Raw genomic sequence first — 25,320 nt, 5'->3', positions numbered from 1 at the left:
AATAGGCCAGGATTTTGTAGAAGATGTTCTACCGTCCAGACCTACGAAAGTTAAAATATGCGTCAAATAACCCTGCCAAAGTTATTAGTAAAACTAAATGTTAAGTCAGCTACATGCATACTTCAACTCGTAGTCCAGTACTTTAACGGGAACCGGGTAGAAACACTCAGACCATATTTCTGAGGATATACGAGTAAGAAATGATTAAGTTAGTACTTTAATACCATAACAGACATTATTAATCATCACAACAAAAACATGAACATTTATATTGATTATTTATATAATCGTTCGCTATTTGATGTTTCAAAGAGGTATCTCGTAAGATTACATGAAAAATAACGATAATTAGCAATAACCTATTGAAATGATAGACCTAAAGTTATAGAAACCTTTCTCTTTGTTTTTTTGATGGGATCATACAAGTTTCATTTTTCCCAAACCATTTGTAACGGCGCTTTGCAATGCCGTCATATATTTTGTCTCTTAGCCGTAATGGTAAAAGTCGAAGTACAAGAAAAAGACTAAAAAAGCCTCCTAGCTGCTTTACAATATAAAGAGCTGCATCTGATTTAACGAGTGCCTCTCCATTCTTAATAACAATCACACTATCCGGAACGTCTGTTAGTTCAGCGTCATGAAGGAGACGCTTAGCCGTATCCGATTGGAGAGAAGCAAAAGAAAAAACAGCTTTTTTATCATACTTAAACATAAACTTCACTAATCCATTGCATAAATTACAAACCCCATCAAAAAGAATAATGTTTGTTTTCGAGTCTCTGGTAGTAGCCACAGATCCATTCACCTCACTTCAAAACTATGCTCAACACTTCACATATCAAGTATATCATAACTACATAATCTACGAAGGAGAATATGCTATAATTTCCATGTTCAGTATTCTACATAGCAAGGATGTTGCACCATGTATCCAACTAAAACGATCAAGGAAAAGATCAAATTACTAGCCATCATTCTTTACCCCATTTTAATCACTCAAGTTGGTCTCTACTCAATGAATTTCGTTGATACGATTATGAGTGGACGAGCTGGAGCAAATGATCTTGCTGGAGTTGCCATTGGTTCAAGCCTCTGGGTTCCTGTATTTACAGGATTAAGTGGAATATTGCTTGCCATCACTCCGATTGTTTCGCATTATATCGGTGCAAAGCAGGAAGATCGGGTTTCATTTTCAGTACTTCAGGGCATTTACCTTTCCATTGCTCTTTCCGTTAGTATATTAGTTGTTGGTTATTTTATATTAGACCCTATTTTAAATACCATGGATCTTAATAACAAAGTTGCTCAAATTGCAAAAGATTACCTCATCGGACTTTCCTTCGGGATTATTCCACTGTTTATTTACTCCGTTCTAAGGAGTTTCTTTGATGCACTTGGAGAAACAAGGACGACGATGCTAGTCACGCTCACGTCTCTTCCAATCAACGTATTCTTCAATTATGTTTTGATTTTTGGAAAATGGGGATTCCCTCAATTAGGAGGTGTGGGTGCTGGATATGCATCAGCGATCACTTATTGGTTTATTCTTTTAATCGCCTTACTTGTTGTCATCAGAGTAAGACCATTCCGAGCGTATAGGATTTTCAAACGTTTTTATCCAATATCCTTTTCTACATGGAAAGAACAGCTAAAAATCGGTGTTCCGATAGGTTTTTCTATCTTTTTTGAAGTCAGTATTTTTGCGGCCGTTACACTTTTAATGAGCACGTATACAACCGAAACGATCGCTGCTCACCAGGCAGCCATTAATTTTGCTTCTCTTCTATATATGATCCCCCTTAGTATATCAATGGCGTTAACGATTGCTATGGGATTTGAGGTTGGGGCAAGAAGATTACAGGATGCAAAGCAATACAGCTATATGGGCATTGTCTTTGCTGTTCTAATGGCCTTACTATCAGCTCTTTGTTTATTTCTCTTCAATGACACTGTCGCGAGTTGGTATACAAGCAACATGGAAGTGTTTGATTTAATTAAAGTATTTCTTATTTACGCCATCTTCTTTCAGCTTTCCGATGCCGTTGCTGCTCCCATACAAGGAGCGCTCAGAGGATATAAAGATGTTAACGTAACGCTTGTTATGAGTCTCATTTCTTACTGGGTGATTGGACTTCCTTCAGGCTTTTTACTAGCGAAATACACAGCGTTCGGTCCATACGGCTACTGGGTTGGGCTTAGTGCGGGACTTTTCGTTGCTGCTATTACGCTCTTTGTACGTCTCCGTCACGTACAAAGAGTCGGAAGAATTATATAAACAAAAAGCGGCTCCCTTCCGGGAGCCGCTTTTTGTATTACTTGTACATTTCTTGTGCTTTTGCTTGTAATTCAGTGTTTTCAAGGTACTCATCATAAGTTGCTTCTTTATCAATGATCCCTTTAGGTGTTACTTCAATTACTCTGTTTGCGATCGTTTGAATGAACTGGTGGTCATGAGATGTAAAGATCATTGCACCTTTGAAATTCATAAGACCATTGTTGAGTGCAGTAATTGATTCAAGATCCAGGTGGTTTGTCGGATCATCAAGTACAAGAACATTCGCACCGCTGAGCATCATTTTTGAAAGCATGCAGCGAACTTTTTCGCCACCGGAAAGAACGCTTGCTTTCTTCAATACTTCTTCACCAGAGAAAAGCATTCTTCCAAGGAATCCGCGTAGGAAGCTCTCGCTTTGATCTTCTGGGGAATATTGACGAAGCCAGTTAACAAGGTTCGTATCCACACCCTCAAAGTATTCCGAGTTATCTTTAGGGAAATAAGCCTGAGAAGTCGTTACGCCCCACTTGAACGTACCGCTATCTGCTTCCATTTCACCCATCAAGATTTTAATTAGCGCCGTATTCGCAATTTCATTACGCCCTACGAGTGCCACTTTATCATCTTTATTTAGCATAAAGCTTACGTTATCAAGTACTTTTACACCATCAATCGTTTTTGTTAAACCTTCTACGTGAAGCACGTCGTTTCCGATTTCACGATTTGGTGTAAAGGCAACGTAAGGATATTTTCTTGAAGAAGGCTTAATATCATCAAGTGTAATCTTATCAAGAAGCTTCTTACGTGACGTAGCCTGTTTAGACTTCGACGCGTTCGCGCTAAAGCGCTGGATAAACGCTTGAAGTTCCTTTACTTTCTCTTCTTTTTTCTTGTTCGCATCTTCTTTCATCGTACGAGCAAGCTGGCTTGATTCATACCAGAAATCGTAGTTACCCACGTACACTTGAATTTTACCGTAATCAAGGTCAGCCATGTGCGTACATACTTTGTTTAGGAAGTGACGGTCATGGGACACAACAATAACGGTATTCTCAAAGTTAATAAGGAACTCTTCTAACCATTGAATTGCGCCAAGATCAAGGTTGTTCGTAGGCTCATCCAGTAGAAGAATATCAGGAGAACCAAAAAGAGCCTGTGCAAGAAGTACTTTCACTTTTTCAGAACCAGTAAGGTCTGCAAGCTTCTTATCATGAAGATCTTCAGAAATACCAAGTCCTTTAAGCAATACAGCTGCATCTGATTCAGCTTCCCACCCATTAAGGTCAGCAAATTCACCTTCAAGCTCTGCAGCTTTCATACCATCTTCATCAGAGAAATCCTCTTTCATGTAGATCGCATTCTTCTCCTGCATCACTTCATGAAGACGTGCATGTCCCATAATTACGGTGTTGAGAACCTCATACTCTTCGTATTCGAAATGGTTCTGTTTCAGGACGGCAAGTCGTTCACCCGGTCCCATGTGAACATCGCCAGTTTGTGGTTCGATTTCACCTGATAAAATCTTAAGAAACGTTGACTTACCAGCACCATTAGCACCGATTAGTCCATAACAGTTTCCTGGAGTAAATTTAATATTAACATCTTCAAAAAGCTTACGATCACCATATCGTAAGCCGACATCTGTAACTGTAATCATTTAGGTCGTATTCCTCCATCTATCGTAATATAGTGCAAATTATAACATGTTCTACACGGAATAGATATGAACCCAACAGATCTTATTCATCAAATGGATAGATCCAGAAGGATTCTTGTTTAATAAACGACATCATTTCAGAATTCGGATCCATTGAACCATCTTCAAGTCTTGCCACCATCGCCTCTGTTTGGGAGCGGTGAGCTTCGATGGTTTTGATCTTCGTTTCTAACACATCCGTTACATCAAAAACTTTATCAGGTTTACCAAGTACCACTTCACGGTCAGGAGTAATTGGTAAAGCATAAACCGTTGGACGTTTTTCCTTCGGGATTCGTTTTAACGTTTCTATGACAGCTGCAGAGCAAGCATCATGATCCGGGTGGATACCGTATTCTGGATAAAATGTAATAATTAATGATGGGTTTAATTCATCAACTAGCTCTCCAATTGTAGAGACAAGCAGTTCAGGGTCTTCAAACTCAAGCGTTTTGTCTCTAAACCCGAGCATGCGAAGATCTTTTACGCCCATAGCGTTGCAGGCATCTTGTAATTCTTTCTTTCGTACTTCTGGAAGTGTTTCTCTTGTCGCAAAAAATGGATTCCCCATATTGCGTCCCATTTCTCCGAGCGTTGCACATGCATAAGTGACGGGCACGCCTTCATTTACAAATTTCGTTATCAACCCTGCAGTTCCGAAAGCTTCATCATCCGGATGCGGGAAGACAACGAGGACTTGTTTCTCCATAATCGTTTCCTCCTTAGTCGAATGGTGTATAGCTTAATTGAACAGCTACTGCTAAACGTCCGCTTGAATCATGACCTGCCATTAATAAACGACCATCATCCAACTGATAATCCGTTAAGCCTTCAGCGTACATCCAACCGTCATTTAATTTAAACCCAACGCGGAATGGACCGCTACCTGCCATTTTGACATTGGTGAATTTGATTGAGCCATTTCTTATGTAAGCTCCAACCGCAAGCTTTTCTTTATCTTGAGCAGCATAGGCTCCACTCGTTGTTTCTAGGTGAAAATAAAGTTCTTTGTTCTCAAATGTTTCAAGGATTTCTTGTACTTTTTCTATTTGAATAGGCTTCATTCTTATGCCCCCTTCTTTCTTAGGCCTACTTGCTAGAACTAGTATAGCTCATCTATTCCGCCTGGTAAAATGATTGACGTTGGCATTAGAACGACTTTCATTAGACAGAGACTGTTTTTTTCCGTTATAGTTAACTTTTGAATAGACATGAATTCGAAACTCGGAGGTATGAAAGATGCAATTATATGAAACGTTTGATATTCCAGATAAAATACAAGACCGTATTGAAGCGAGACGCGAGGCAAACTCCAATCCAGAGCACTATCTCATCGGATCTGAAGGCTATACTGCACCAGATATGTCGATCGTAAAAGATGCCGTAACAGCTTTGATTCTAGGTAAAAATGTGCTTCTTAAAGGTCCGACAGGTGCTGGTAAGACAAAACTTGCTGAACTAATTAGCTACTTCTTTAACCAACCTATGTATTCAATTAACTGTTCCGTTGATTTAGATGCTGAAGCGCTTCTAGGCTACAAAACGCTAAGTTATGACGAACAAAACAATGCGCATATTACATTCATTCCTGGACCAGTAGAAAACGCGATGAAAAACGGCGAACTTCTCTATATTGATGAAATTAATACAGCGAAAGCAGAAACACTTCCTATTCTAAATGGTGTTCTTGACTATCGACGCATGGTGCTCAACCCTTTCACTGGAGAAACGGTTCGTGCAAAAGAGAACTTTGGTGTTATTGCTGCGATTAATGAGGGATATATTGGAACAGCACCGTTAAATGAGGCATTAAAAAATCGCTTTATCGTAATAGAAGTGCCTTACTTACAAGGGAAAGCTTTAAAAGAAATGTTAAGTGAACAATCGCTTCTAGACGACTCAGATCAGCTTGATCAGTTTGTGACACTATCTGCTGACCTTCAATCAAAAGTAAGAGATGGCCAGATTTCAGAGGAAGCCGCCTCTCCTCGTTCACTCCTAGATGCGTGTGACTTAACAACTTTTATGGAAGCGAGACGCGCGATTAAACGAGCGATTACAGATAAGCTTGAAGATGAGCGTGAAAAAGCTGCAGTGGAAAACATCGCAGAAACAATTTTCGGACGTTATCAGGAGAAAGCATAAATGAAGTTTCTAAACTTTGCTGAGAATCAGACTGATCCGTTTCTTCATCTAAGTTTATCTGATCTCGCGGAAACACTGAGTCACCTAGAAAGTGAAGTTCAGTTCGCTTTCCATTCTTACTACAGACCAGCTGAACAGTTGATTACGGTCAGTCATTATTGGAATGATATTTTTGATGGAACTCAATTTGATGGTATGAAAAGCGATATCTACCTTCGTGCACTTGGTAATGTTCATTATACGAATTTCAATGAAGTAGATCACTACCTCTCCTCTATCAAACAACAATCACATCCTCTTTTCCGTAAACAACTGTTTGCATTATTAGAGGATATAAGACTTGAGAAGATTTGTATGTCTATCCGACCAGGAATGAGCGCTGCTTTTGATACAAGACGAACATTATTTCAAAAGCGTTTCCGTGGTCGTCTTGAAGTTCATAATCGCCAGAATCAGCTGCTTGATGCTTTATTCTGCGCAATCTATCTACAAGCGATCGGTAAACCAGTTGCTCTCGGAAATGAACTAGCAGAATATAAGCCCTATCTGCGCCATTTAATTATTGAGATTTCTAAAGCAAGTTCAACAAAAGACGTTGCCACTCTCACAAATGCATTTTGTCAGGGGCTCAATGATGATCATTTCGATATGACAACAGAATATTTAACGATGTATGGAACCTCGGCCAACGCTTACGCTGATGTTGAAGATGAAGAAGCTCGTCAATTAAAAAGTGACGATACGATGGAAACGACTGATAAAGAAGATAAAGAAACGTATGATGAGGAAATGAATACATGGCATGAAGAGCAGGAGCAAGAAGGGTCCAACTTCCTTCAATTTGACTTAGAAGAAGGCGCTAAATCAGATCTGATCGGAGAAGGCGAGCGAAAAAAAGAATCCGGTGATCAAGCCTTTGTCAGTGTACAAGGTGCTTCTAAGCAGTCAGAAGGCAGTCAGTTTGATGAAGAGGCAATTCTTGAAAGCCGTGATACAAAAGCTGTCGCTTCTTCACAGGATCCTCTAGGTGAAGCGAATCGAAACGTAAAAGAAGTGATTCGCCATGCTGAAAAACCAACTTCTGAAGAACTTTCGAATTATCGAACTGCGAAGGCTGACATCCAATACGCTGAAAAATCACTTCGTGCTGCGATCCAAAAAACGATCGAGCAAAAACAAATTGCTCCTAGAAGTGATCTTCATTTTGGACGATTGAATCGCAAGCTACTAAGGCTATTAACAGACGAAAACCCTCGTCTCTTTTATAAAAAGAATGCGCCTAGTACAGAGCTTGATGTAACGTTCTCGTTACTCGTCGATTGCTCGGCATCGATGTACGACAAGATGGAAGAAACACGACTAGGTATTACGCTTTTCCATGAGACGCTAAAAGGACTAAATATTAAACACTCGATCACTGGATTCTATGAAGATGCATTCGATGCTGATGATCAGGAACAACCGAATACCCTGTTTCAAATTGTTGATTACAACCGATCGACTCAAGCTCATGAAGGGGCTAAAATTATGCAATTGGAACCTGAAGAAGACAATCGGGATGGGTATGCGATTCGAAAAGTTGCTCAAGAATTAGCTGAACGAAATGAAAAACATAAAATTTTACTTGTTTTTACAGACGGCGAGCCTTCCGCATACGATTACAGCGAAAATGGTATCATCGATACACATGAAGCTGTGATGCAAACAAGGAAAAAAGGCTTTGAAGTAATCGGTGTTTTCTTATCTAACGGGGAACCACAGGAAAAAGAAAAAAATACGATGCGAAATATCTACGGTACACAAAGCCTCGTGATTCCTTCTGCGAATGAGATTCCCGCTTATTTAACGCCTCTACTGAAGCGATTGTTGCTGCGATTTGTATAGAAAATATGAACGGTTATCACTTTGTCCCAAAATGATGATAACCGTTTTTTCTATAATAAATATGCCTGAAATCCCTTTTATTGATGGACCCCATTTCTATATCCTGTCTCGTCCAACTAATAAACGAATTCGCTAAACCGCTAAGTAATAATGGTGGAATTCGTCAGTAAAGTATATCAAAATAGAATTAAATACTACATAAATAGAAATAAAAGCAATTTATGCTGGTGCTAAGATTAACGGTTTGACAAATTGAATTTCTCTTCTATTTACTCGTTTAATAAAAAATTACATCGTAAAGGACATAGTACCTTAAGCGATTTAACTCGAATATCTTTGCATTTTCATACACTGAAGTACAGTAGCTAATATAGGATGACATTTCCCCACGAACGATCTGGTCATACGCTTTTTGGATTTTCTGTGTAATCTGACCGATTTTACCATTTCCTATCATTCTTCGATCTATCTCCACTACTGGTTTAATTCCAATAGCCGTTCCCGTAAGAAACACTTCATCTGCCTCGTATAACTCAACTCTCGTAATACTCTGTTCTCGCATTGATAATCCTAACTCTCTGTATACAATTTGAGCAACGGTATTTCGAGTGATTCCAGGAAGAATATCATCAGATACTGGAGGAGTCACAACTTCATTCCCTCGTACGATAAAGAGGTTATTAGTAGCTCCCTCACTAACATTCCCTTCTCTAGTTAAAAAAAGAGCCCCATCATAACCGTTTAACACCGCTTCATTAATTGCCAACCCTGAATTCAAGTAGCCAGCTGTTGATTTTGTTTGTGGAGGAATCATATTACTTCCTACTCTTGTCCAAGAGGAAACACATACATTTATAGAAGGTTTTGGCTCATACTCGGTAAGATCCAAATAGATTGCTAGATGATTTAATGGATCATTTAAATCTGGACGTAACGTATTAGCTCCTTTGAAACAAAGCGGCCGTATATAAACGTCTTGAGTCACTTGGTTGATTGATAGTAACTGTCTGGTAATCTCAGACAACTGAACTATAGAATAGGGAATGGGAATATACAAGCTTTTTCCAGAGCCGTGGAACCTTTTAAAATGATCATCTAATCGAAAAACAAAAAGCTGCTTTTGTTCTTTATTCCAAAAGGCGCGGATACCTTCTATGCAACCTAAACCATAGTTTAGCCCTTTATTTTTAATGCTCAGACTTAAGGAACGATCATCTACAAATCGATCTTTATCAAACATAAAAGCCACACCATTCACCCTCTTTAATGGCTAGATTGAACGTTGTTGATTTTTACCGAAAGCCGATATATTATCACTATTAACTAACATAGCTTTTTAAATAATATATGCCCGTAATGGCTAATCATTAGAGAATTTTCGATTAATGTTGCACCAGTAATGTACGACATGTTCTTACGAAGGGTCTATTTTTCTGTACTTAGCTAGATATTGTTGATTCTCGAATGAGTACAAAATCTATGTCGTTCATTTTTTTAGCATTGTACTTAAATGCCGATAGATTTCTACTAATTCCTCAAGCGTCATCCTAACTAATCCGCTAGTTGATGGTGCCACAAAATCTTGCACACCATCTATTTGATTAACGGGTTGAAATCCCCACTCAGCCTTTCTAACACCCGAGAATTTCTGGTAAACTCCTTTTCCTACAAAACAATTGACTTTGGGCTTGTACAACCTAATTTTCTCGCTAAGCTGCTCTCGTCCTTTTGTGTAATCATCAGACGTTAAGTCAGCCGCTCCTCGCGTAGGACGATCTACGATATTCGTGAGTCCATACCCATATTCTAAAAGCCTATGATCTTCCTCTGGTAAGAGCTTACGATCTGTAAGACCCGCTTCTTTTAATACGGAATAAAAACGATTTGTTGGGTTTGCATAATGATGCCCTTCATTCTCGGACTGAAGTCCAGGGTTAAAACCGATAAACAAAATTTTCAACTGGTGATCAAGATGGTCTGGTAACAAAGCGCCTCACTCCTTGCATTCAAGTATTCCATAATGAAATTTCGATGTTTTCCGAATTTGTTGTTGAAAACCTAACTGTTCAAACCGCGAGCTTTTCCAAGAATCTTTTAAAATGACTCTTATGCGAGCAACTCGTCTAGCTTCCTTCACCATATTTTCTGTGAGTGCATCATAAATCGCAACCCGTTTGATACCAGATACGCCGTCAGATGCTAAGATAGAATCTTCAAACATTGGGTCAAAATATACAACATCAACCGAGCTCTCCATTAAATGAGGTAATACGTCTTCATATTTATTACTTCGAACTGTTATTCGCCTCATTGCCTTATCTACGTAGTTATTATTACTTTCCCATTTTTTTAATCCTTCTTGCAGTAATAGTGCGTGCTCTGATCCCTCAATTGCTTGGACACTACCGAATTCGCCTACTACTAAACTCGCAACGATGCTGTCAGAACCAAGACCTGCTGTACAATCTAACAAGCTCATTCCTTCACTAAGCCCACTCGCTTTAATTAACGCATCATCACGTCCATTTAGAACCGCCCTGCAACGAAACATCGCCGAGTTTGGATGAAAGAAAATCGGTGTTTCAGCGCTTTCTTTATACAAATATAATCGATCAAAACCGACAACCACAACTATTTCCTCATAAAGGTTAATGATTTGTTGAATCGATCGTTTTTCTCTTGATATGTAAGTACCTTCATAATTATGACTCAGTTTTATAGCCTCTTTAATGAGTGCATCAGTCGGTCTTCCTGCAGTTGTAAAAATCATCCGATTATCTCCTTTAATTTCCTTCAAAGCTAGTATACCATGTCGTTTAAGAAGATTTCCGGAGAGAACAGCTCCACCTTAGAAACTATATTGAAATAAAAAATGAAGTGAAACTGTATTCGGTGGACACGTGCTATCAACTAACATAAAACACCATTGGCTCATTGTTATATAAACCATATAATTTTAACAAATACGATAAATGAAAATTTAAATTCTAAACAATTTATTATCTAGCTGTTATACTAATAACACTATTTAATAAGAGGTGGAACAATGCAAAAAATGTGGCATATGTATAAAAATTCTTCATTCATACTAAAAATGACGCTTGGCTTTATACTTGGTATTACAGCGGGAATTCTTTTTGGCTCAAGTATAGAATTCATTAAACCGCTTGGCACCATTCTAATCAACTTGCTTAACCTGATAGCCATTCCAGTTATTTTTCTAACAGTTGTGCTTGCAATCAATCAAATGAACCCAAAATACCTTGGGAAATTAGGTGGGAAACTGTTAGTATATTACGGATTAACAACAGCAGCCGCTGTTTTAATAGGGGTTACAATCGCTTTATGGATTAGCCCTGGGTCTGGTCTAACACTTCCGGATACGAAAGTTGAAAAGCCTGACACTCCTGGTTTTTCTGATGTTCTCTTAAATATCGTTCCGAATAACCTTTTTGAAACCTTTTCTTCAGGACAACTCATGGGTATACTCTTTCTTGCTGTAATCATTGGATTAACTATGGGGAAAATGCGCTATTCTGAGAAAAATGACATGCGCGAATCTGGCGAGAGACTTCATAAGCTATTCTCTGCTGCAAATGACTTATTCTTTTTGTTACTGCAAGGTATTTTGCTTTATGCACCGATTGGCATCTTCGCCATTAGTGCAACATCCTTCGGCAATCAAGGCTGGCAAACGTTCCAATCTTTACTTGCTTTCACAGGTGTTTTTTATTTAGGCGTTCTATTACTTTGGGCATTGATTTATACTTCTTTTCTAAAGTACGCGAAATTAAGTATTAAAAACTTCTTTTCTCAAACGAAAGATGCTTACTTAACAGCATTTTTTACATCAAGTAGTATCGCTTCGCTTCCAATCGCGATTGACTCTGCTAAAAAAGCCGGCATCTCAGAACGAATTGTGAACTTTTCTTTACCAATCGGGGCCGTCTTCAATTCAGATGGAGGGGCGTTAAGAATGGGTGTGTCGATCGTTTTTGCTGCAAACGTCACCGGGTTAAACTTCTCCGTTATGGATTATGTGACCATTGTTGCCATAGGTACACTTCTCTCCATAGGAACGGCAGGGATTCCCGCTGCCGGCCTAGTGACATTATCAGCAGTGTTAACCATGTTTAACCTTCCCTTAGAAATTGTTGCTTTAATCGCTGGAGTTGACGTCATGATTGGCATGGCTGGTACAGCTTCGAACGTACTTGGTGATATTATTGGGGCAGCTGTCATCGATCGTGATAAAAAGAAAACATCCAAATCAGTTGCTTAAATGAAAATGCGGCCCTGTTATCGGGATAACAGGGCCGCATTTCTCTAATTAAACGATTAAGCTCTATTAACAATGAATTTCCGCTATTCTTCTATCGTTCCAAAACAACTTTCCGATACTAAGTAAGCCAACGATGATGAGCTACTACGTAATCATTCCTAACTTTATTGATGAAAAATTCTAGATAAATCACATGAACATATAAAAAAACGAGCAACAAAATCATTTGATTTTGTTACTCGCTTCCACTTTTTTTATTGTATAACTAATTAATATCAACCAGCTGTTCTAATAGTTTTTCTTAAACCATTCTGCCGCTTTTTCTACTTCTGATCTCGTTAATTGATGACCTGCACTTTCCCAATGAACCGTTACCTCTGCCCCAGCATGAGAGAACATTTCCTGAAGTTCCTTTGTTTCTTGAGGGGCGCAAATGGGATCATTTTCACCAGCGCCTATAAAAATTCGTTTTTGCTTAAGGTTCGGTAGCTCCAGATGACGCAGTGGCACCATAGGATGATGTAGGACAGCGCCTTTAAGCGCCTTTGCATCGTGGAATAGAAGGCTAGCTGCGATGTTGGCGCCATTCGAGTAGCCTATTGCAATAACGTTGTTACGCTCAAAATCGTATTTTTCTGATGATTCATCGATGAAAGCATTTAATTCATGTGTTCTCTCTATTAAATCCGCTTCATCAAAAACGCCTTCCGCTAATCGCTTGAAAAAGCGCGCCATCCCGTTTTCTGATACATTCCCTCTCACACTCAGAATGGAATGCCCAGGAGCAATAAGCTCAGCTAAAGGAACCAAATCTTCTTCTGTTCCGCCAGTACCATGAAGTAGTAGCAGGGTGGGAAGCTCTTTCTTTCCTTGTTTAAAAAGATGCTTCATCATTTGTCACCATTTAGGACTCTTGCTTCCGCTGGTTCAAGATGATTTTCAATTTGAGATCGCTTCTCTTCTAGCCATGGTGGTAGAAGAAGCTTTTTCCCCATTTCATCAGGGTCTTCATCTTTTGCAAACCCTGGAGGATCCGTCGCTATTTCAAACAGTATTCCACCTTCTTCTCTGAAGTAGATGGCATTGAAATACTGTCGATCCACGACCGGAGTTGGAGTATACCCATTTTCTTCGAGTAAGTTTCTCCATTCTTCATGATCATTGAAGTCATTAGCCCGAAAAGCAATATGATGGACAGTACCTGAGCCCATGCTTCCAGACTCTAGCGGTGTTTTCTTCACGTCGACCGTGTTGCCTATCGAATCACTGGATTTAAATCGAACAAAATCTTCTTCTTCAGCTACACGAATAAAGCCAAGAACTTCTTCTAACACATTCATAGTTGCTTCCGGCTTGCCGGTCAATAATGTAGCACCAGCGAATCCTTTGATTGCATGTTTTGTGCTAACACCGCCAAAACTCCACGTGTTTCGCTCCCCTTCTTCTCTTTCAACGAGTTCAAGGTGTAGTCCATGCGGATCATCAAAAGCGAGAACCTTTTCACCAAACCGAGTCATCTCACCGTTTTCTACGTTTAATTTATCAAGACGCTTTTTCCAGAACGTTAAACTGCCTTCAGGCACAACGAAGCTGGTTACGCCAACTTGACCAGAGCCAATCTTTCCATCATGTGCTTTCGACCATGGGAAAAAGGTCATGATTGTACCAGGTGCCCCTTCTTCATTTCCGAAATAAAGGTGGTATGTTCCTGGATCATCGAAGTTCACTGTTTTTTTAACGAGACGAAGGCCAAGAACCCCACTATAAAAATCAATATTTTCCTGAGGATTTCCTACAATTGCAGTAATATGATGTATTCCTGTTGTATGCTTCATAAATGACAAGTCTCCTTTTCAATATTACATCCACTTTAGAAGGTTCCCGTATAGTACGGTTTTTAATCGTCTAATTTGTTCTTTTAGACGCCTTTATCTCGAAATCGAGATATTTGATTTAAGTGTATATAATTTGTATTCTTATGTCAAATCTTTTCCTCTTATGCGTATAGGACAACCCCTGCTGGTGACATTCTATATGTAAAGGAGTGATGTGATGCTAAGCGTATTTGAGGCCCTGTCGTTAATGGTCAGCTTTTCCGCTCTTGTGCTCGCCATCATCCACACGAAAGATCGTTCATCGTAACAAAGTGAAAAAGCACCCCTTCGGTGATGACCCCCGGAAGTTAGTTTTACTCTAACTTTCGGGGTCACTACCTTCATAGGAGTGCTTTTTTATTTCAATTAAGGCATGACAGTTTTATTCATAAGATAACGATCGGTCTCGCGTGCAACGCCGCGACCTTCATTTATTGCCCATACAATGAGACTCTGTCCTCTGCGAACATCACCTGCTGCAAAAACACCATCAACGTTTGTGCGATAGTCTTCGAATTCAGCCTTCGCTCGTTTCCGATTGTCCTGTTCTACTTCAAAATGTTCGAGAACCCCTTCTTCAGGTCCAGTAAATCCAATAGCAATGAAGACAAGTTCAACTGGCCAAACTTGCTCTGTACCAGGGAGTTCCTTCATGAACACATTGCCCATCTTATCAACATGCTTTTCGATTGTAACCGTATGAAGTTCCTTCACATTGCCATCTTCGTCACCAACAAATTTTTTCGTCATGATGGAATATTGACGAGGGTCTTCCCCGTGCTCTGCTTGCGCTTCTTCATAAGCATAGTCAAGAGTAAAAACCTTAGGGAATTCTGGCCAAGGATTATCGATCATACGGTCGGCAGTTAGCTGCGGGTGTTTACCAAATTGGTGTACACTTTTGCAACCGTGTCTGAGCGCAGTTGCCACACAGTCCGCTCCAGTATCTCCACCACCGATGACAATAACATTTTTACCTTCTGCAGAAACATACTTGTTATCTTGAAGCTTAGAATCAAGCAAACTCTTCGTATTCTGTCTTAAATAATCCATGGCATAATGAATGCCACCTAGCTTACGACCTTCAATCGGAAGATCACGGTGCTTTTGAGCACCTGTACAAAGAATTACAGCATCATGCTGATCACGAAGCTCATCTTGAGTGACATCTTTACCAATTTCGGTATTCGTAATAAAGGTTACTCCCTCATCTTCAAGAAGCTTCACACGTCGCTCAACTAATTCTTTATCAAGCTTCATATTCGGAATACCGTACATTAGTAAACCACCAATACGATCGTCACGCTCAAATACTGTGACAGTATGACCAGCTTTATTTAGCTGATCAGCCGCTGCTAAACCAGCAGGGCCTGATCCTACAATGGCAATCTTCTTACCTGTACGATTTTTGGGAGGCTGGGGTGTCATCCAACCTTCTGCAAACCCGCGATCAATAATTTCCTTCTCGATGCTTTTTATTGCAACAGCATCATCAGGAATAGCTGCTACGCAGGCTCCCTCACACGGTGCCGGGCAAACTCTACCGGTGAATTCCGGAAAGTTATTCGTTTTAAGAAGTCGATCTAGCGCGTCTTTCCATTTCCCTTGATATACAAGGTGATTCCATTCAGGAATCAAATTATAAAGTGGACAACCCGATGCACTTCCATTTAGTTCTATACCTGAGTGGCAGAAGGGCGTGCCACAATCCATGCAGCGTGCCCCTTGCGTTTTCAGAGTTTCTTCTGATTGAGGAAGCTGGTATTCTTCCCAATCTTTTAAACGTGTTGAATGATCTCTTTCACGTGCTTTTTCTCTAGGATAGTCTAAAAAACCTGTTGGTTTACCCAATCGAATACCTCCCCTTATACCGGTTCCAGGTCACTTTGACGTGGCTTTACTTGACCGTTCTTAGCCTGCTGGAACACTTCATATGCTGCGTCGTCATCTTCATAGCCTTTTTCTTTCAATTCTTCTAATGATTCTGTGATTCTCTTATATTCTTTCGGAATCACTTTAACGATTTTCCCGACAACCTCATTCCAGTTTTGAATGAAACGGATCGCTTTCGGACTATCAGTAAAGTAAGCATGCTGCTGAATCAAATGCTTCACTTCAAGAATCTCGTCATAGTTACGTAGTGATTCAATGTGAACCATTTCAGCATTTACATTGCGCTTAAACGCCTCCTGATCATCTGAAAGAACATAAGCAATTCCACCTGACATACCTGCTGCAAAGTTCTTTCCGGTCTCACCAAGAATAACGACACGTCCACCTGTCATGTATTCACAACCGTTGTCTCCAATACCTTCAACAACCGCACTTGCACCACTATTTCTTACACAGAATCGCTCTCCTGCGAGACCGCTAATATAAGCTTCACCTGAAGTTGCTCCGTAGAAAGCAACGTTACCTACAATTGTATTTTCATCACGAGCAAACTCAGCCTTAGCGGACGGGTGAATGATCAGTTTCCCACCTGATAACCCTTTACCTACATAATCATTAGCATCGCCTTCTAGTTCCATTGTGACGCCATTAGGTACGAAAGCTCCAAAACTTTGACCTGCTGAACCTGTGAAGTGTAAGCGAATCATATCTTCTGGAAGTCCTTCTGCGCCATAGCGCTTCGTAATTTCATGTCCTAGAAGAGCACCTGCAACGCGGTTTGTATTACGAATAACATAAGATCCCTCAAACGGCTTCTTTTCTTCGAGCGCACCGAGTGCTGCAGGAATAATTGAGGTATTGTCAAGTGCTGCTTCTAACTTGTGATCCTGATCACGCTGTTTGAAGCGGCCAACCTCTTCTGACACATGCGGCTGATAGAGAAGCGGTTTTAGATCAAGGTATCTTGCTTTCCAGTGATCTTTCGTGCGACGACTTACTTTCAGTACATCCGTACGTCCAATCATCTCCTCGATCGTTCTAAAGCCTAGCTCAGCCATGATTTCACGAACTTCTTGTGCAATAAACTGCATGTAGTTCACGACGTGATCCGGATTCCCCATAAATTTCTTACGTAGTTCAGGATTTTGAGTAGCTACACCAACCGGGCATGTATCAAGATGGCACGCTCTCATAAGAATACAACCTAGAACGACTAACGGTGCTGTCGAGAATCCAAATTCTTCAGCGCCTAGAATAGCTGCCATCACGACGTCACGACCAGTCATCATTTTTCCATCAGCTTCTAGAACAACACGATCACGTAAATCATTTAATACGAGTGTTTGATGCGTCTCCGCTAAACCAAGTTCCCATGGAAGACCAGCGTGTTTGATACTCGTTCTTGGAGATGCTCCTGTTCCACCCTCATATCCGCTAATGAGAATAACATCTGCAAGCCCTTTAGCTACACCTGCAGCAATCGTACCAACCCCTGCTTTTGAAACTAGCTTTACGTTGATTCGTGCAGATGGATTTGCATTCTTTAAATCATGAATTAGCTGGGCAAGATCCTCAATCGAATATATATCATGGTGTGGTGGTGGTGAAATTAGTCCAACACCTGGAGTCGAGCCACGAACTTCAGCAATCCAAGGGTATACTTTCTTCCCTGGTAGCTGACCACCTTCACCAGGCTTCGCACCTTGAGCCATTTTAATTTGAATTTCATCTGCATTGCTTAAGTAGTAGCTTGATACACCAAATCGACCTGATGCTACCTGTTTAATAGAGCTTCGACGAAGATCACCATTTTCATCAGGAGTGAAACGAGAAGGGTCCTCTCCACCTTCACCGCTATTGCTACGTCCCCCTATACGGTTCATTGCAATCGCAAGAGCTTCGTGAGCTTCACCACTTAAGGCACCATAGCTCATTGCACCCGTTTTAAACCTACGAGTAATCGATTCAACACTTTCAACCTCATCAATCGAGATCGCATCTTTTGAACCAAAATCAATCGCCTGTCTTAAATAAGTGAGATTCTCTTCTAACGCCATGCCAGAGAATTTCTTATATAATTCATAGTTATTACTTCTAGCAGCGTGTTGGAGTGTATGAATGGTTTTCGGATTGAATGAATGGTGCTCTCCCCCATTTCTCCACTGCAGTTCACTACCTGTTTCAAGTGTAAGATCACTATATTCAGAATCATGATAAGCAAAGTGATGCCTCATTAACGTTTCTGTTGCAATAACATCGATTGGAATACCATCAATTTGCGAAGCTGTACCAGCAAAATAACGATCAATTACTTCGTTGCTAACTCCAATCGCCTCGAAAATTTGCGCTCCTCGATAGCTTTGTATTGTTGAAATGCCCATTTTGGACATCACTTTTACAATTCCAGTTGTCGCAGCATCAATATAATTATCAACGGCATCTTCGAAAGAAAAGCCCTCAATCGTCCCGTCGTTAATCATATGGTCAATCGAGTCATAAGCAGCATATGGATAAATGGCGTCTGCTCCATAACCAACTAACATAGCAAACTGATGAACGTCCCTAGCTTCACCTGTTTCTACGATCAAACTTACTTTCGTCCGCGTCTCGCGTTTAATCAAGTGATGATGAAGGCCACTTAGAGCAAGTAAAGAAGGAATCGCCGCTTTCTCATGATTCACTCCAAAATCAGAAAGAACAAGTATGCTTTTCCCGTTTTTAATTGCGCGATCAGCTTTACGGAATAACGCCAGAAGTGCATGCTCCATTTCCGTTTCACCACGTGCTGCATTAAACAATAAACTAAGTGTTTCAGGATGAAAGTCCTCTTCGTCTAATGCCTTAATCGCTTCAAATCGACTATCTGTTAAAATAGGTGTTTCAAGACGAATTCTTCTAGCGCTTCCTGGTTTTGTTTCAAGTAAATTTCCTTCAGGGCCAAGCAGCGTCATTGTTGAAGTAACGGATTCTTCTCGGATCGAATCAATTGGTGGATTCGTTACTTGAGCAAACAGCTGTTTAAAGTAGTTAAACAGTAACTGTGGACGCTCAGAAAGAACAGCTAATGGCACGTCATTTCCCATTGATCCGATTGGATCTTTTTTCTCAGTAACCATTGGCGCGATATTTTTTGTAAGTTCTTCATATGTGTATCCAAAAGCACGCTGTGTTTGGACGAGTTCTTTCTCATCTATCTGTCTTGTCTTCACTTTTTCTGGTGAAAGACTCATAAGGTTTTCATCAAGCCATTTACGGTAAGGTTTATCAGTCGCAATTTGCGCTTTAATCTCCTCATCGTCAACGAGGCGCTTTTCCTCTAGATCGAGTAGTAGCATTTTCCCAGGACTTAAGCGGCCTTTTTCTGTAATCTTCTCTTCTTCTATTTCAATAACGCCAACTTCAGAAGAAAGAATAAACGTGTCGTCGTTTGTGATAACGTATCGTGCAGGACGCAAACCATTACGATCAAGCATCGCTCCTATTTGACGACCGTTAGTAAACGCAATAGCTGTTGGACCATCCCATGGCTCCATCAATGTACTATGATACTCATAAAATGCTTTCTTTGGATCCAGCATCGTAGCATCACGGTCCCATGGCTCTGGAATCATCATCATTGCCGCATGTGGTAATGAACGGCCTGAGAGATTCAAGAATTCAAGACAGTTATCTAATGAAGAGGAGTCACTTCCATTTGGACGGACAATTGGAGCAATGTCTTTCATGTCATCTCCAAATACTTCCGATTGAAGAGCTCCTTCTCTTGCTCTCATCCAGTTCACATTTCCACGAAGAGTATTGATCTCCCCATTATGAATAAGATAACGGTTTGGATGGGCACGATCCCAGCTTGGGAAAGTATTTGTACTAAAGCGTGAGTGCACCATTGAAAATGCTGATTTAAAACTAGGATCTTTCAAATCAAGATAAAATTGATCCAGCTGTTCTGGTGTTAACATCCCTTTATAAACAATCGTATCTTTGGAGAAGCTCGCTGCATAATACTTTGTTTTTGATAACTGTGAATCTTGAGCAACTTGCTTCTCTGCTTTTTTACGAATAACGTATAATTTACGTTCAAATTCTTCAGCTGAAATATCGCTTTTCTTAATAAAGACCTGTCGAATGACAGGCTGAGCAATACATGCCGCTTCTCCAATTGTCGTTTCATCTACAGGAACCGTTCTCCAGCCAATAAACTCTTGACCTGCTTCCTTGATTGCTTTCTCAACAATTTGTTTTGCACGCTGTCTCAGCTGATTATCTACCGGAAGGAACATCATTCCTACTCCGTACTCACCTTTATCTGGTAGGTTGAACCCTGAATTCTTTTTGAAAAACTCGTGTGGAATCTGTAACATAATACCCGCACCGTCACCCGTGTCAGGATCGCTTCCCTGCCCTCCTCGGTGATCTAGCTGGCGTAACATATAGACTCCTTTTTCAATAATGTCGTGTGCAGGCACATTATTCATATTGGCGATCAGTCCGATGCCACAAGCGTCATGCTCATGAATTGGATCATATAATCCTTGTTTCTCTGGAAAATTACTTCTATCCATAATCCCACTCCTCGCTCTTATCCCAATTCATTATGGTTTCTCGCTTTAACGCCATAACGTCGAAATTGTTTAAATATTCTACACTTATTGTACATTGCTTTAACCAATGCTTCCAATATATAATTTAGATATAATTAATCTAATATTGATATGAATCAAAGGAGAGATTGTTTTAAATGGAACTCAGGCAATTGTATTATTTTATGGAAGTGGCGAAACGAGAGCATGTGACAGACGCAGCTAATTCCCTTCACGTCGCACAATCAGCTGTAAGTAGACAAATTGCCAACCTTGAATCTGAGCTTGGAGTGCAGTTATTTATTCGAGAAGGCCGGAATGTAAAGCTAACACAAGTAGGACATATATTTATGGATCATGCTGAAACGGCCATTTCAGAAATTGAACGCGCGAGACAAGCCGTATATGAATTTTTAAATCCTGATACAGGGACGATTCGAATTGGATTTCCAAACAGCCTTGCCGCTAAAACATTACCTACCGTTATTTCTGCATTTCGAAAGGAGCACCCTAGCGTTGGATTTCAATTAAGACAGGGATCTGTACAAGATCTTACCGATGCAGTAAGTAAAGGAGAGATAGATATTGCTTTCGTGTCCCCAGTGCCGAAAGATCGAACTGATGTTGATGGGCATATTTTCTTTACAGAAAAACTATTAGCCCTCCTCCCTATATCTCATCCCCTGGCCGACTATCCAATGCTACGGCTCGGACAATTAAAAAATGAACCATTTGTGCTGTTTCGCTCTGGTTATGCCCTGCATCATCTCGTTACTTCAGCCTGCCAGCAAGTTGGATTCAAACCACGTATTGCATTTGAAGGTGAAGATATCGATACGATCAAAGGACTAGTTGCAGCTGGACTTGGCGTAAGTCTACTACCTGAGATAACCCTTTCTGAGCAGCTCCCAGGTGAGACAGTCAAAATTGAGTTATCAGAGCCAAACGTCACGAGAACAGTCGGCGTCATTATCCCGCAAGGAAGAGAGCTAGCTCCTTCTGAAAGAAAGTTTTTTGAATTTCTTACCCATTTTTATGAAGTTCTTAACCGATTTGGACAATAAAAAACCATGTCGAGCAATACGCTCGACATGGTTTTTTTAAATCAATTAACTTTGTGAGGCTTTTGCCGGCATTTTTAGAAAGACGCCGAGAATAAGTCCAGTTAGAAATATAACCGAAGCAGCTAGATACATATGCTCATATCCTGATAGAATCATATCCCTTACTCCATCCGTTATTTTGCTACCGCTAAATGTACTTGAACCTGAAGTCGCAATGAATCCTGCAAGGATAACAGGACCAAGTGATGTTCCAACAGATCTAAATGTACTTACTAGAGAAAGCGCTGCGCCAGCTTCTCGATCAGGAGTTAACTCAAGGATAATGTAATTAAGCGGTGTGCCCATTGTAAATCCAATTCCAACACCAGACAGCACCATACCAAGCGAAAGGGTTAGCCATCCATCTGCTAGATAAGTAAAAACGAGTGAGCCAAGAAGACTTAATGAAAAGCCTAATAACACAACTTGTTTGGCGCCCCACTTATCAAGAAGAACACCTCCTATAGGTGCTGCGAATCCAGATGCAACGGCTAAAATTGTCATCACATAACCACCCTGGCCCCTTGATAATGACAAGATAATTTCAGAGAATGACGGTACGAAAATCATACTAATGATCCCAATACCGGTAATCGTTGAAATAAATAATGCGAGAACAATATTCCGATCAGTAAAGTAGCTTAATTTCAGTATAGGATCCGCGGCCGCTTTTTCGACCTTGATCAATGGGTAAATAAGCACAAGACTGATAAGTAACAATGGCCATACAAGCAATGATTGGATGGATTGAAGAAATTCACTCGTTTCAAGGTTGGTTAGACCTAGTAAAAGGGACACAATGAGAAATGATAGAACAAGCGCCCCGCCCCAATCAAGTGTAGGTTTCTTACTCTCTGTTCGGTCATCCGGAAGCTTTAACCCCATTATGATAATAACAACAGCAATTGGAAGGTTGATAAAGAAAATCCAGCGCCAGCTAAGCTGTGCAACGAAGAAACCTCCAACGTTCGGTCCCAGTATAGTCGCTACGCCAAACATCGCACCTACTAAACCCAGAGCCATACCTCGCTTTTCTTTCGGAAAACTACTTCCAATCACAGCATTCGCTATTGGAATGATTCCCCCTCCTCCGAGGGCTTGAATCGCTCTTCCAGCTAATAGAACAGGAAGTGATTGACTAAGTCCCGCAAGAAGGGAACCTAGTGCAAATAACGTAATCCCTGCAAGAAAAATACGCTTTCTTCCAAATAAGTCAGCAAGTTTTCCTACAATCGGCATGCTTACCGCATAAACAAGTGTATAGATCGTAACGACCCAAACTGTCCATTTCAAATCGATGCCAAGATCTTCTATAAGCGTTGTTAAGGCAGGAGAAACGATTCCTGAATCAAGCGCGCCTAGAAAAACCCCTAATAAAAATGTAATTAAAATAAACCGAAGTTTTTTATCCACGGCAAAACCATCCCCTTCATATTCATATGTGTATTATCACATATGAATATGAAGGACTTCAACTTTTAAATGGCCATAAAAAGCTTTTTACGAAGATGGCCATAACAGGTTTTTCAAGTCCTCATAATTAGTAACATATAGATCAGCGCCTGAAGAATCATTCTGAAATAAACAAGTTTTGATTCCCACTTCTTTAGCAGGGAGAATATCAAGTACTCTGTCACCAACGGCAAGATCAAGCTGATGCTTGTTATTCAAATGGTGATAGGATGCAGGATCAGGCTTACGTGGAAATCCATCATCTCCCGCAACAAGATCAGCGAAATAATGCTCCATATTAAAATACTTTAAAATCGTGATCACCTCTTCACGCGGTTTATGAGTCATGATGACATTTAATTCAGCTTTTTGAAGAATAGTTTTCAAACCAGGAAATGGTGGTTTATCTTCTGGTGACAAAGCATTATCCATTTCACGAAACGTTTTAATTTGTTCTTCAGTTAATTGAAACACTTCCGTCGCATGACGAAAAGACACTTTTAGCTCTTTTAAGATATCTTCTTCCTTTACATCTTTAGAGACTAATTCTTTCATCACTTTTGTAAAAGCAGGGTATGTATCAAATAATGTGCCATCAAAATCCCATAGAATCCTCACTTACTATTCACTCCTTATTAGTTATACAACAAGTTAGTTTAATCTCGCGGGTAAACGATCAATAAGAATCATTGTCATTTTTTATTATAAAGAAAAGCCGCTCGAATTTTGAGCGGCTTCCTACATTAAAATTGTGTTTTTTCTTCAAGAAAGCTTTTCAGTTCAGAAATCGGCATTCTCTTTTGTTCCATTGTGTCACGGTCACGAATCGTCACTTGTTGGTCTTCAACAGAATCAAAATCAAATGTAATGGCGTACGGTGTACCAACTTCATCATGACGACGGTAACGTTTACCAATTGAGCCAGCCTCATCATAATCAACCATAAAGTATTTCGAAAGTTCCGCATGAACAGCACGCGCTTCTTCAGAAAGCTTCTTAGATAGAGGGAATACAGCAGCTTTAAACGGAGCGATCGCTGGATGGAAGTGCATCACACTTCTAGTTGTGCCATCTTCAAGCTCCTGTTCTTCATATGCTTCAATCAAGAAAGCAAGAGTGACGCGGTCAGCACCAAGTGAAGGCTCAATGCAATAAGGTACATACTTCTCACCTGTTTGTTGATCGTGATAAGTGAAATCTTCATTGGAATGTTCCATATGCTGCTTTAAGTCGTAATCTGTTCGAGAAGCAACACCCCAAAGTTCGCCCCAGCCAAATGGGAACTTGTACTCGATATCAGTTGTTGCATTACTATAATGCGACAGTTCATCTTCTGCATGCTCACGCAGTCGGATGCTATCTTCTTTTACACCAAGATTTAGAAGCCAATTTTTGCAGTATTCTTTCCAATACTCATGCCACTCTAGTTCGTTACCTGGCTTACAGAAGAATTCAAGCTCCATTTGTTCAAATTCACGAGTACGGAATGTAAAGTTACCTGGTGTAATTTCATTCCGGAAGCTTTTTCCAACTTGTGCAATACCAAAAGGCACTTTCTTACGCATAGAGCGTTGAACATTTTTAAAGTTTACGAAGATTCCCTGCGCCGTTTCTGGGCGAAGGTAAATTTCACTCGTGCTCGATTTTGTTACACCTTGATGGGTTTTAAACATAAGATCAAATTGACGAATTTCTGTGAAATCTTCACTGCCACACTCCGGGCAAGTAATATGATTTTCTTTCATCAAACGCTCCATTTCTTCAAATGAAAGGCCGTCTGCAATCATGTCCTCTTCATCAGTAGAAAGAGCGTCCTCAATTAATTTATCTGCACGGTGACGTGTTTTACAGCTTTTGCAATCAATTAAAGGATCATTGAAATTACCTAAATGTCCTGAAGCTTCCCACGTTTTTGGATTCATTAGAATGGCGGCATCTAGACCACTGTTATAAGGTGATTCTTGAACAAACTTCTTCCACCATGCATCTTTAATATTTTTCTTAAGTTCTACACCAAGTGGTCCATAATCCCACGTATTTGCTAGTCCACCGTAAATATCAGAACCAGGGAAAATAAATCCTCTGTGCTTTGATACTGAAACGATCTGATCCATTGAAATTGTCATGTCATTCTCT

At 40.2% G+C, this 25,320-nt stretch carries 20 protein-coding genes and 1 riboswitch; of the genes, 6 read left to right on the top strand and 14 right to left on the bottom strand.

Going from position 1 to position 25,320, the window contains the following annotated elements; all coding sequences use genetic code 11:
* Positions 1-110: 110 nt before the first annotated feature.
* A riboswitch (purine riboswitch) is annotated at positions 111-213 on the bottom strand.
* Between the two features lie 169 nt (positions 214-382).
* Positions 383-793: a thiol-disulfide oxidoreductase DCC family protein gene (locus tag IQ283_RS19065; RefSeq protein WP_194221651.1), complete on the bottom strand. Its 411-nt coding sequence runs from the start codon at positions 791-793 to the stop codon at positions 383-385.
* Between the two features lie 132 nt (positions 794-925).
* Here IQ283_RS19065 and IQ283_RS19060 point away from each other — a divergent pair, with 132 nt between their 5' ends.
* Complete coding sequence (locus tag IQ283_RS19060; RefSeq protein WP_194221650.1) at positions 926-2,275, top strand: MATE family efflux transporter; 1,350 nt, start codon at positions 926-928, stop codon at positions 2,273-2,275.
* Between the two features lie 37 nt (positions 2,276-2,312).
* Here IQ283_RS19060 and IQ283_RS19055 read toward each other — a convergent pair whose 3' ends face one another.
* The 3 genes from IQ283_RS19055 to IQ283_RS19045 form a co-directional block, all read right to left on the bottom strand.
* The gene (locus IQ283_RS19055; RefSeq protein WP_194221649.1) at positions 2,313-3,932 is read right to left on the bottom strand and encodes an ABC-F family ATP-binding cassette domain-containing protein; all 1,620 of its coding nucleotides are present in this window, start codon (positions 3,930-3,932) and stop codon (positions 2,313-2,315) included.
* An 82-nt stretch (positions 3,933-4,014) separates the two neighbouring features.
* On the bottom strand, positions 4,015-4,680 hold the full coding sequence (gene bshB2, locus IQ283_RS19050) for a bacillithiol biosynthesis deacetylase BshB2 (protein ID WP_194221648.1): 666 nt from the start codon (positions 4,678-4,680) through the stop codon (positions 4,015-4,017).
* Between the two features lie 13 nt (positions 4,681-4,693).
* A complete protein-coding gene (locus tag IQ283_RS19045; RefSeq protein ID WP_160919492.1) occupies positions 4,694-5,035 on the bottom strand; it encodes a YojF family protein in 342 nt (113 codons plus the stop codon).
* Between the two features lie 175 nt (positions 5,036-5,210).
* Between IQ283_RS19045 and IQ283_RS19040 the strand changes: the two genes are divergently transcribed.
* A complete protein-coding gene (locus tag IQ283_RS19040) occupies positions 5,211-6,116 on the top strand; it encodes an ATP-binding protein (protein ID WP_194221647.1) in 906 nt (301 codons plus the stop codon).
* The gene (locus tag IQ283_RS19035; RefSeq protein ID WP_194221646.1) at positions 6,117-8,000 is read left to right on the top strand and encodes a vWA domain-containing protein; all 1,884 of its coding nucleotides are present in this window, start codon (positions 6,117-6,119) and stop codon (positions 7,998-8,000) included.
* A 277-nt stretch (positions 8,001-8,277) separates the two neighbouring features.
* Here the strand turns inward: IQ283_RS19035 and IQ283_RS19030 are convergent, their stop codons facing one another.
* The 3 genes from IQ283_RS19030 to IQ283_RS19020 form a co-directional block, all read right to left on the bottom strand.
* Positions 8,278-9,240 carry a branched-chain amino acid transaminase gene (locus tag IQ283_RS19030; protein ID WP_242057431.1) on the bottom strand — a complete coding sequence of 321 codons (963 nt, stop codon included), beginning with the start codon at positions 9,238-9,240 and terminating at the stop codon, positions 8,278-8,280.
* 246 nt (positions 9,241-9,486) lie between these two features.
* On the bottom strand, positions 9,487-9,987 hold the full coding sequence (gene mug, locus IQ283_RS19025) for a G/U mismatch-specific DNA glycosylase (protein WP_194221644.1): 501 nt from the start codon (positions 9,985-9,987) through the stop codon (positions 9,487-9,489).
* A 6-nt stretch (positions 9,988-9,993) separates the two neighbouring features.
* The gene (locus IQ283_RS19020) at positions 9,994-10,770 is read right to left on the bottom strand and encodes a class I SAM-dependent methyltransferase (RefSeq protein ID WP_194221643.1); all 777 of its coding nucleotides are present in this window, start codon (positions 10,768-10,770) and stop codon (positions 9,994-9,996) included.
* A 276-nt stretch (positions 10,771-11,046) separates the two neighbouring features.
* On the opposite strand from IQ283_RS19020, the gene IQ283_RS19015 reads away from it, so the two are divergent.
* Entirely contained in the window at positions 11,047-12,282 is a 1,236-nt protein-coding gene (locus IQ283_RS19015; protein ID WP_194221642.1) for a dicarboxylate/amino acid:cation symporter, read from the top strand.
* Positions 12,283-12,570: 288 nt separating this feature from the next.
* On the opposite strand, the gene IQ283_RS19010 is transcribed toward IQ283_RS19015, so the two are convergent.
* Positions 12,571-13,173: an alpha/beta hydrolase gene (locus tag IQ283_RS19010; RefSeq protein ID WP_194222304.1), complete on the bottom strand. Its 603-nt coding sequence runs from the start codon at positions 13,171-13,173 to the stop codon at positions 12,571-12,573.
* A complete protein-coding gene (locus IQ283_RS19005; protein ID WP_194221641.1) occupies positions 13,173-14,117 on the bottom strand; it encodes a ring-cleaving dioxygenase in 945 nt (314 codons plus the stop codon). The genes IQ283_RS19010 and IQ283_RS19005 overlap by 1 nt, the downstream gene beginning before the upstream one ends.
* 217 nt (positions 14,118-14,334) lie before the next feature.
* Here IQ283_RS19005 and IQ283_RS24430 point away from each other — a divergent pair, with 217 nt between their 5' ends.
* On the top strand, positions 14,335-14,424 hold the full coding sequence (locus IQ283_RS24430) for a putative holin-like toxin (RefSeq protein ID WP_224880206.1): 90 nt from the start codon (positions 14,335-14,337) through the stop codon (positions 14,422-14,424).
* Positions 14,425-14,522: 98 nt separating this feature from the next.
* On the opposite strand, the gene IQ283_RS19000 is transcribed toward IQ283_RS24430, so the two are convergent.
* Together IQ283_RS19000 and gltB are read right to left on the bottom strand one after the other, a co-directional pair.
* On the bottom strand, positions 14,523-16,007 hold the full coding sequence (locus tag IQ283_RS19000; protein ID WP_194221640.1) for a glutamate synthase subunit beta: 1,485 nt from the start codon (positions 16,005-16,007) through the stop codon (positions 14,523-14,525).
* Positions 16,008-16,021: 14 nt separating this feature from the next.
* Positions 16,022-20,611, bottom strand: coding sequence for a glutamate synthase large subunit (gltB, locus tag IQ283_RS18995; protein WP_194221639.1), 4,590 nt, complete (start codon positions 20,609-20,611; stop codon positions 16,022-16,024).
* A 176-nt stretch (positions 20,612-20,787) separates the two neighbouring features.
* Between gltB and IQ283_RS18990 the strand changes: the two genes are divergently transcribed.
* Positions 20,788-21,693, top strand: a complete 906-nt coding sequence (locus IQ283_RS18990) for a LysR family transcriptional regulator (RefSeq protein ID WP_194221638.1) — start codon at positions 20,788-20,790, stop codon at positions 21,691-21,693.
* A 45-nt stretch (positions 21,694-21,738) separates the two neighbouring features.
* Here IQ283_RS18990 and IQ283_RS18985 read toward each other — a convergent pair whose 3' ends face one another.
* The 3 genes from IQ283_RS18985 to IQ283_RS18975 form a co-directional block, all read right to left on the bottom strand.
* The gene (locus IQ283_RS18985; RefSeq protein ID WP_194221637.1) at positions 21,739-23,145 is read right to left on the bottom strand and encodes an MFS transporter; all 1,407 of its coding nucleotides are present in this window, start codon (positions 23,143-23,145) and stop codon (positions 21,739-21,741) included.
* A gap of 87 nt (positions 23,146-23,232) precedes the next feature.
* Positions 23,233-23,802: an HAD-IA family hydrolase gene (locus IQ283_RS18980; protein WP_194221636.1), complete on the bottom strand. Its 570-nt coding sequence runs from the start codon at positions 23,800-23,802 to the stop codon at positions 23,233-23,235.
* Positions 23,803-23,927: 125 nt separating this feature from the next.
* On the bottom strand, positions 23,928-25,310 hold the full coding sequence (locus IQ283_RS18975) for a glycine--tRNA ligase (RefSeq protein WP_194221635.1): 1,383 nt from the start codon (positions 25,308-25,310) through the stop codon (positions 23,928-23,930).
* Positions 25,311-25,320: the final 10 nt, after the last annotated feature.

It is taken from the genome of Pseudalkalibacillus hwajinpoensis, from assembly GCF_015234585.1.
Classification (GTDB): domain Bacteria; phylum Bacillota; class Bacilli; order Bacillales; family Guptibacillaceae; genus Guptibacillus; species Guptibacillus hwajinpoensis_B.
Note: the sequence above shows the minus strand (reverse complement) of the source record. Positions and strands in the feature narration are given on the sequence as shown.

Coding starts and splice junctions, on each gene's coding strand:
- IQ283_RS19060 (WP_194221650.1), top strand. CDS start 926: ATGTATCCAACTAAAACGATCAAGGAAAAGATCAAATTACTAGCCATC.
- IQ283_RS19015 (WP_194221642.1), top strand. CDS start 11,047: ATGCAAAAAATGTGGCATATGTATAAAAATTCTTCATTCATACTAAAA.
- IQ283_RS19030 (WP_242057431.1), bottom strand. CDS start 9,240: ATGTTTGATAAAGATCGATTTGTAGATGATCGTTCCTTAAGTCTGAGC.
- gltB (WP_194221639.1), bottom strand. CDS start 20,611: ATGGATAGAAGTAATTTTCCAGAGAAACAAGGATTATATGATCCAATT.
- IQ283_RS19055 (WP_194221649.1), bottom strand. CDS start 3,932: ATGATTACAGTTACAGATGTCGGCTTACGATATGGTGATCGTAAGCTT.
- IQ283_RS24430 (WP_224880206.1), top strand. CDS start 14,335: ATGCTAAGCGTATTTGAGGCCCTGTCGTTAATGGTCAGCTTTTCCGCT.
- IQ283_RS19035 (WP_194221646.1), top strand. CDS start 6,117: ATGAAGTTTCTAAACTTTGCTGAGAATCAGACTGATCCGTTTCTTCAT.
- bshB2 (WP_194221648.1), bottom strand. CDS start 4,680: ATGGAGAAACAAGTCCTCGTTGTCTTCCCGCATCCGGATGATGAAGCT.
- IQ283_RS19020 (WP_194221643.1), bottom strand. CDS start 10,770: ATGATTTTTACAACTGCAGGAAGACCGACTGATGCACTCATTAAAGAG.
- IQ283_RS18975 (WP_194221635.1), bottom strand. CDS start 25,310: ATGACAATTTCAATGGATCAGATCGTTTCAGTATCAAAGCACAGAGGA.
- IQ283_RS19005 (WP_194221641.1), bottom strand. CDS start 14,117: ATGAAGCATACAACAGGAATACATCATATTACTGCAATTGTAGGAAAT.
- IQ283_RS19045 (WP_160919492.1), bottom strand. CDS start 5,035: ATGAAGCCTATTCAAATAGAAAAAGTACAAGAAATCCTTGAAACATTT.
- IQ283_RS18990 (WP_194221638.1), top strand. CDS start 20,788: ATGGAACTCAGGCAATTGTATTATTTTATGGAAGTGGCGAAACGAGAG.
- IQ283_RS19010 (WP_194222304.1), bottom strand. CDS start 13,173: ATGAAGCATCTTTTTAAACAAGGAAAGAAAGAGCTTCCCACCCTGCTA.
- IQ283_RS19040 (WP_194221647.1), top strand. CDS start 5,211: ATGCAATTATATGAAACGTTTGATATTCCAGATAAAATACAAGACCGT.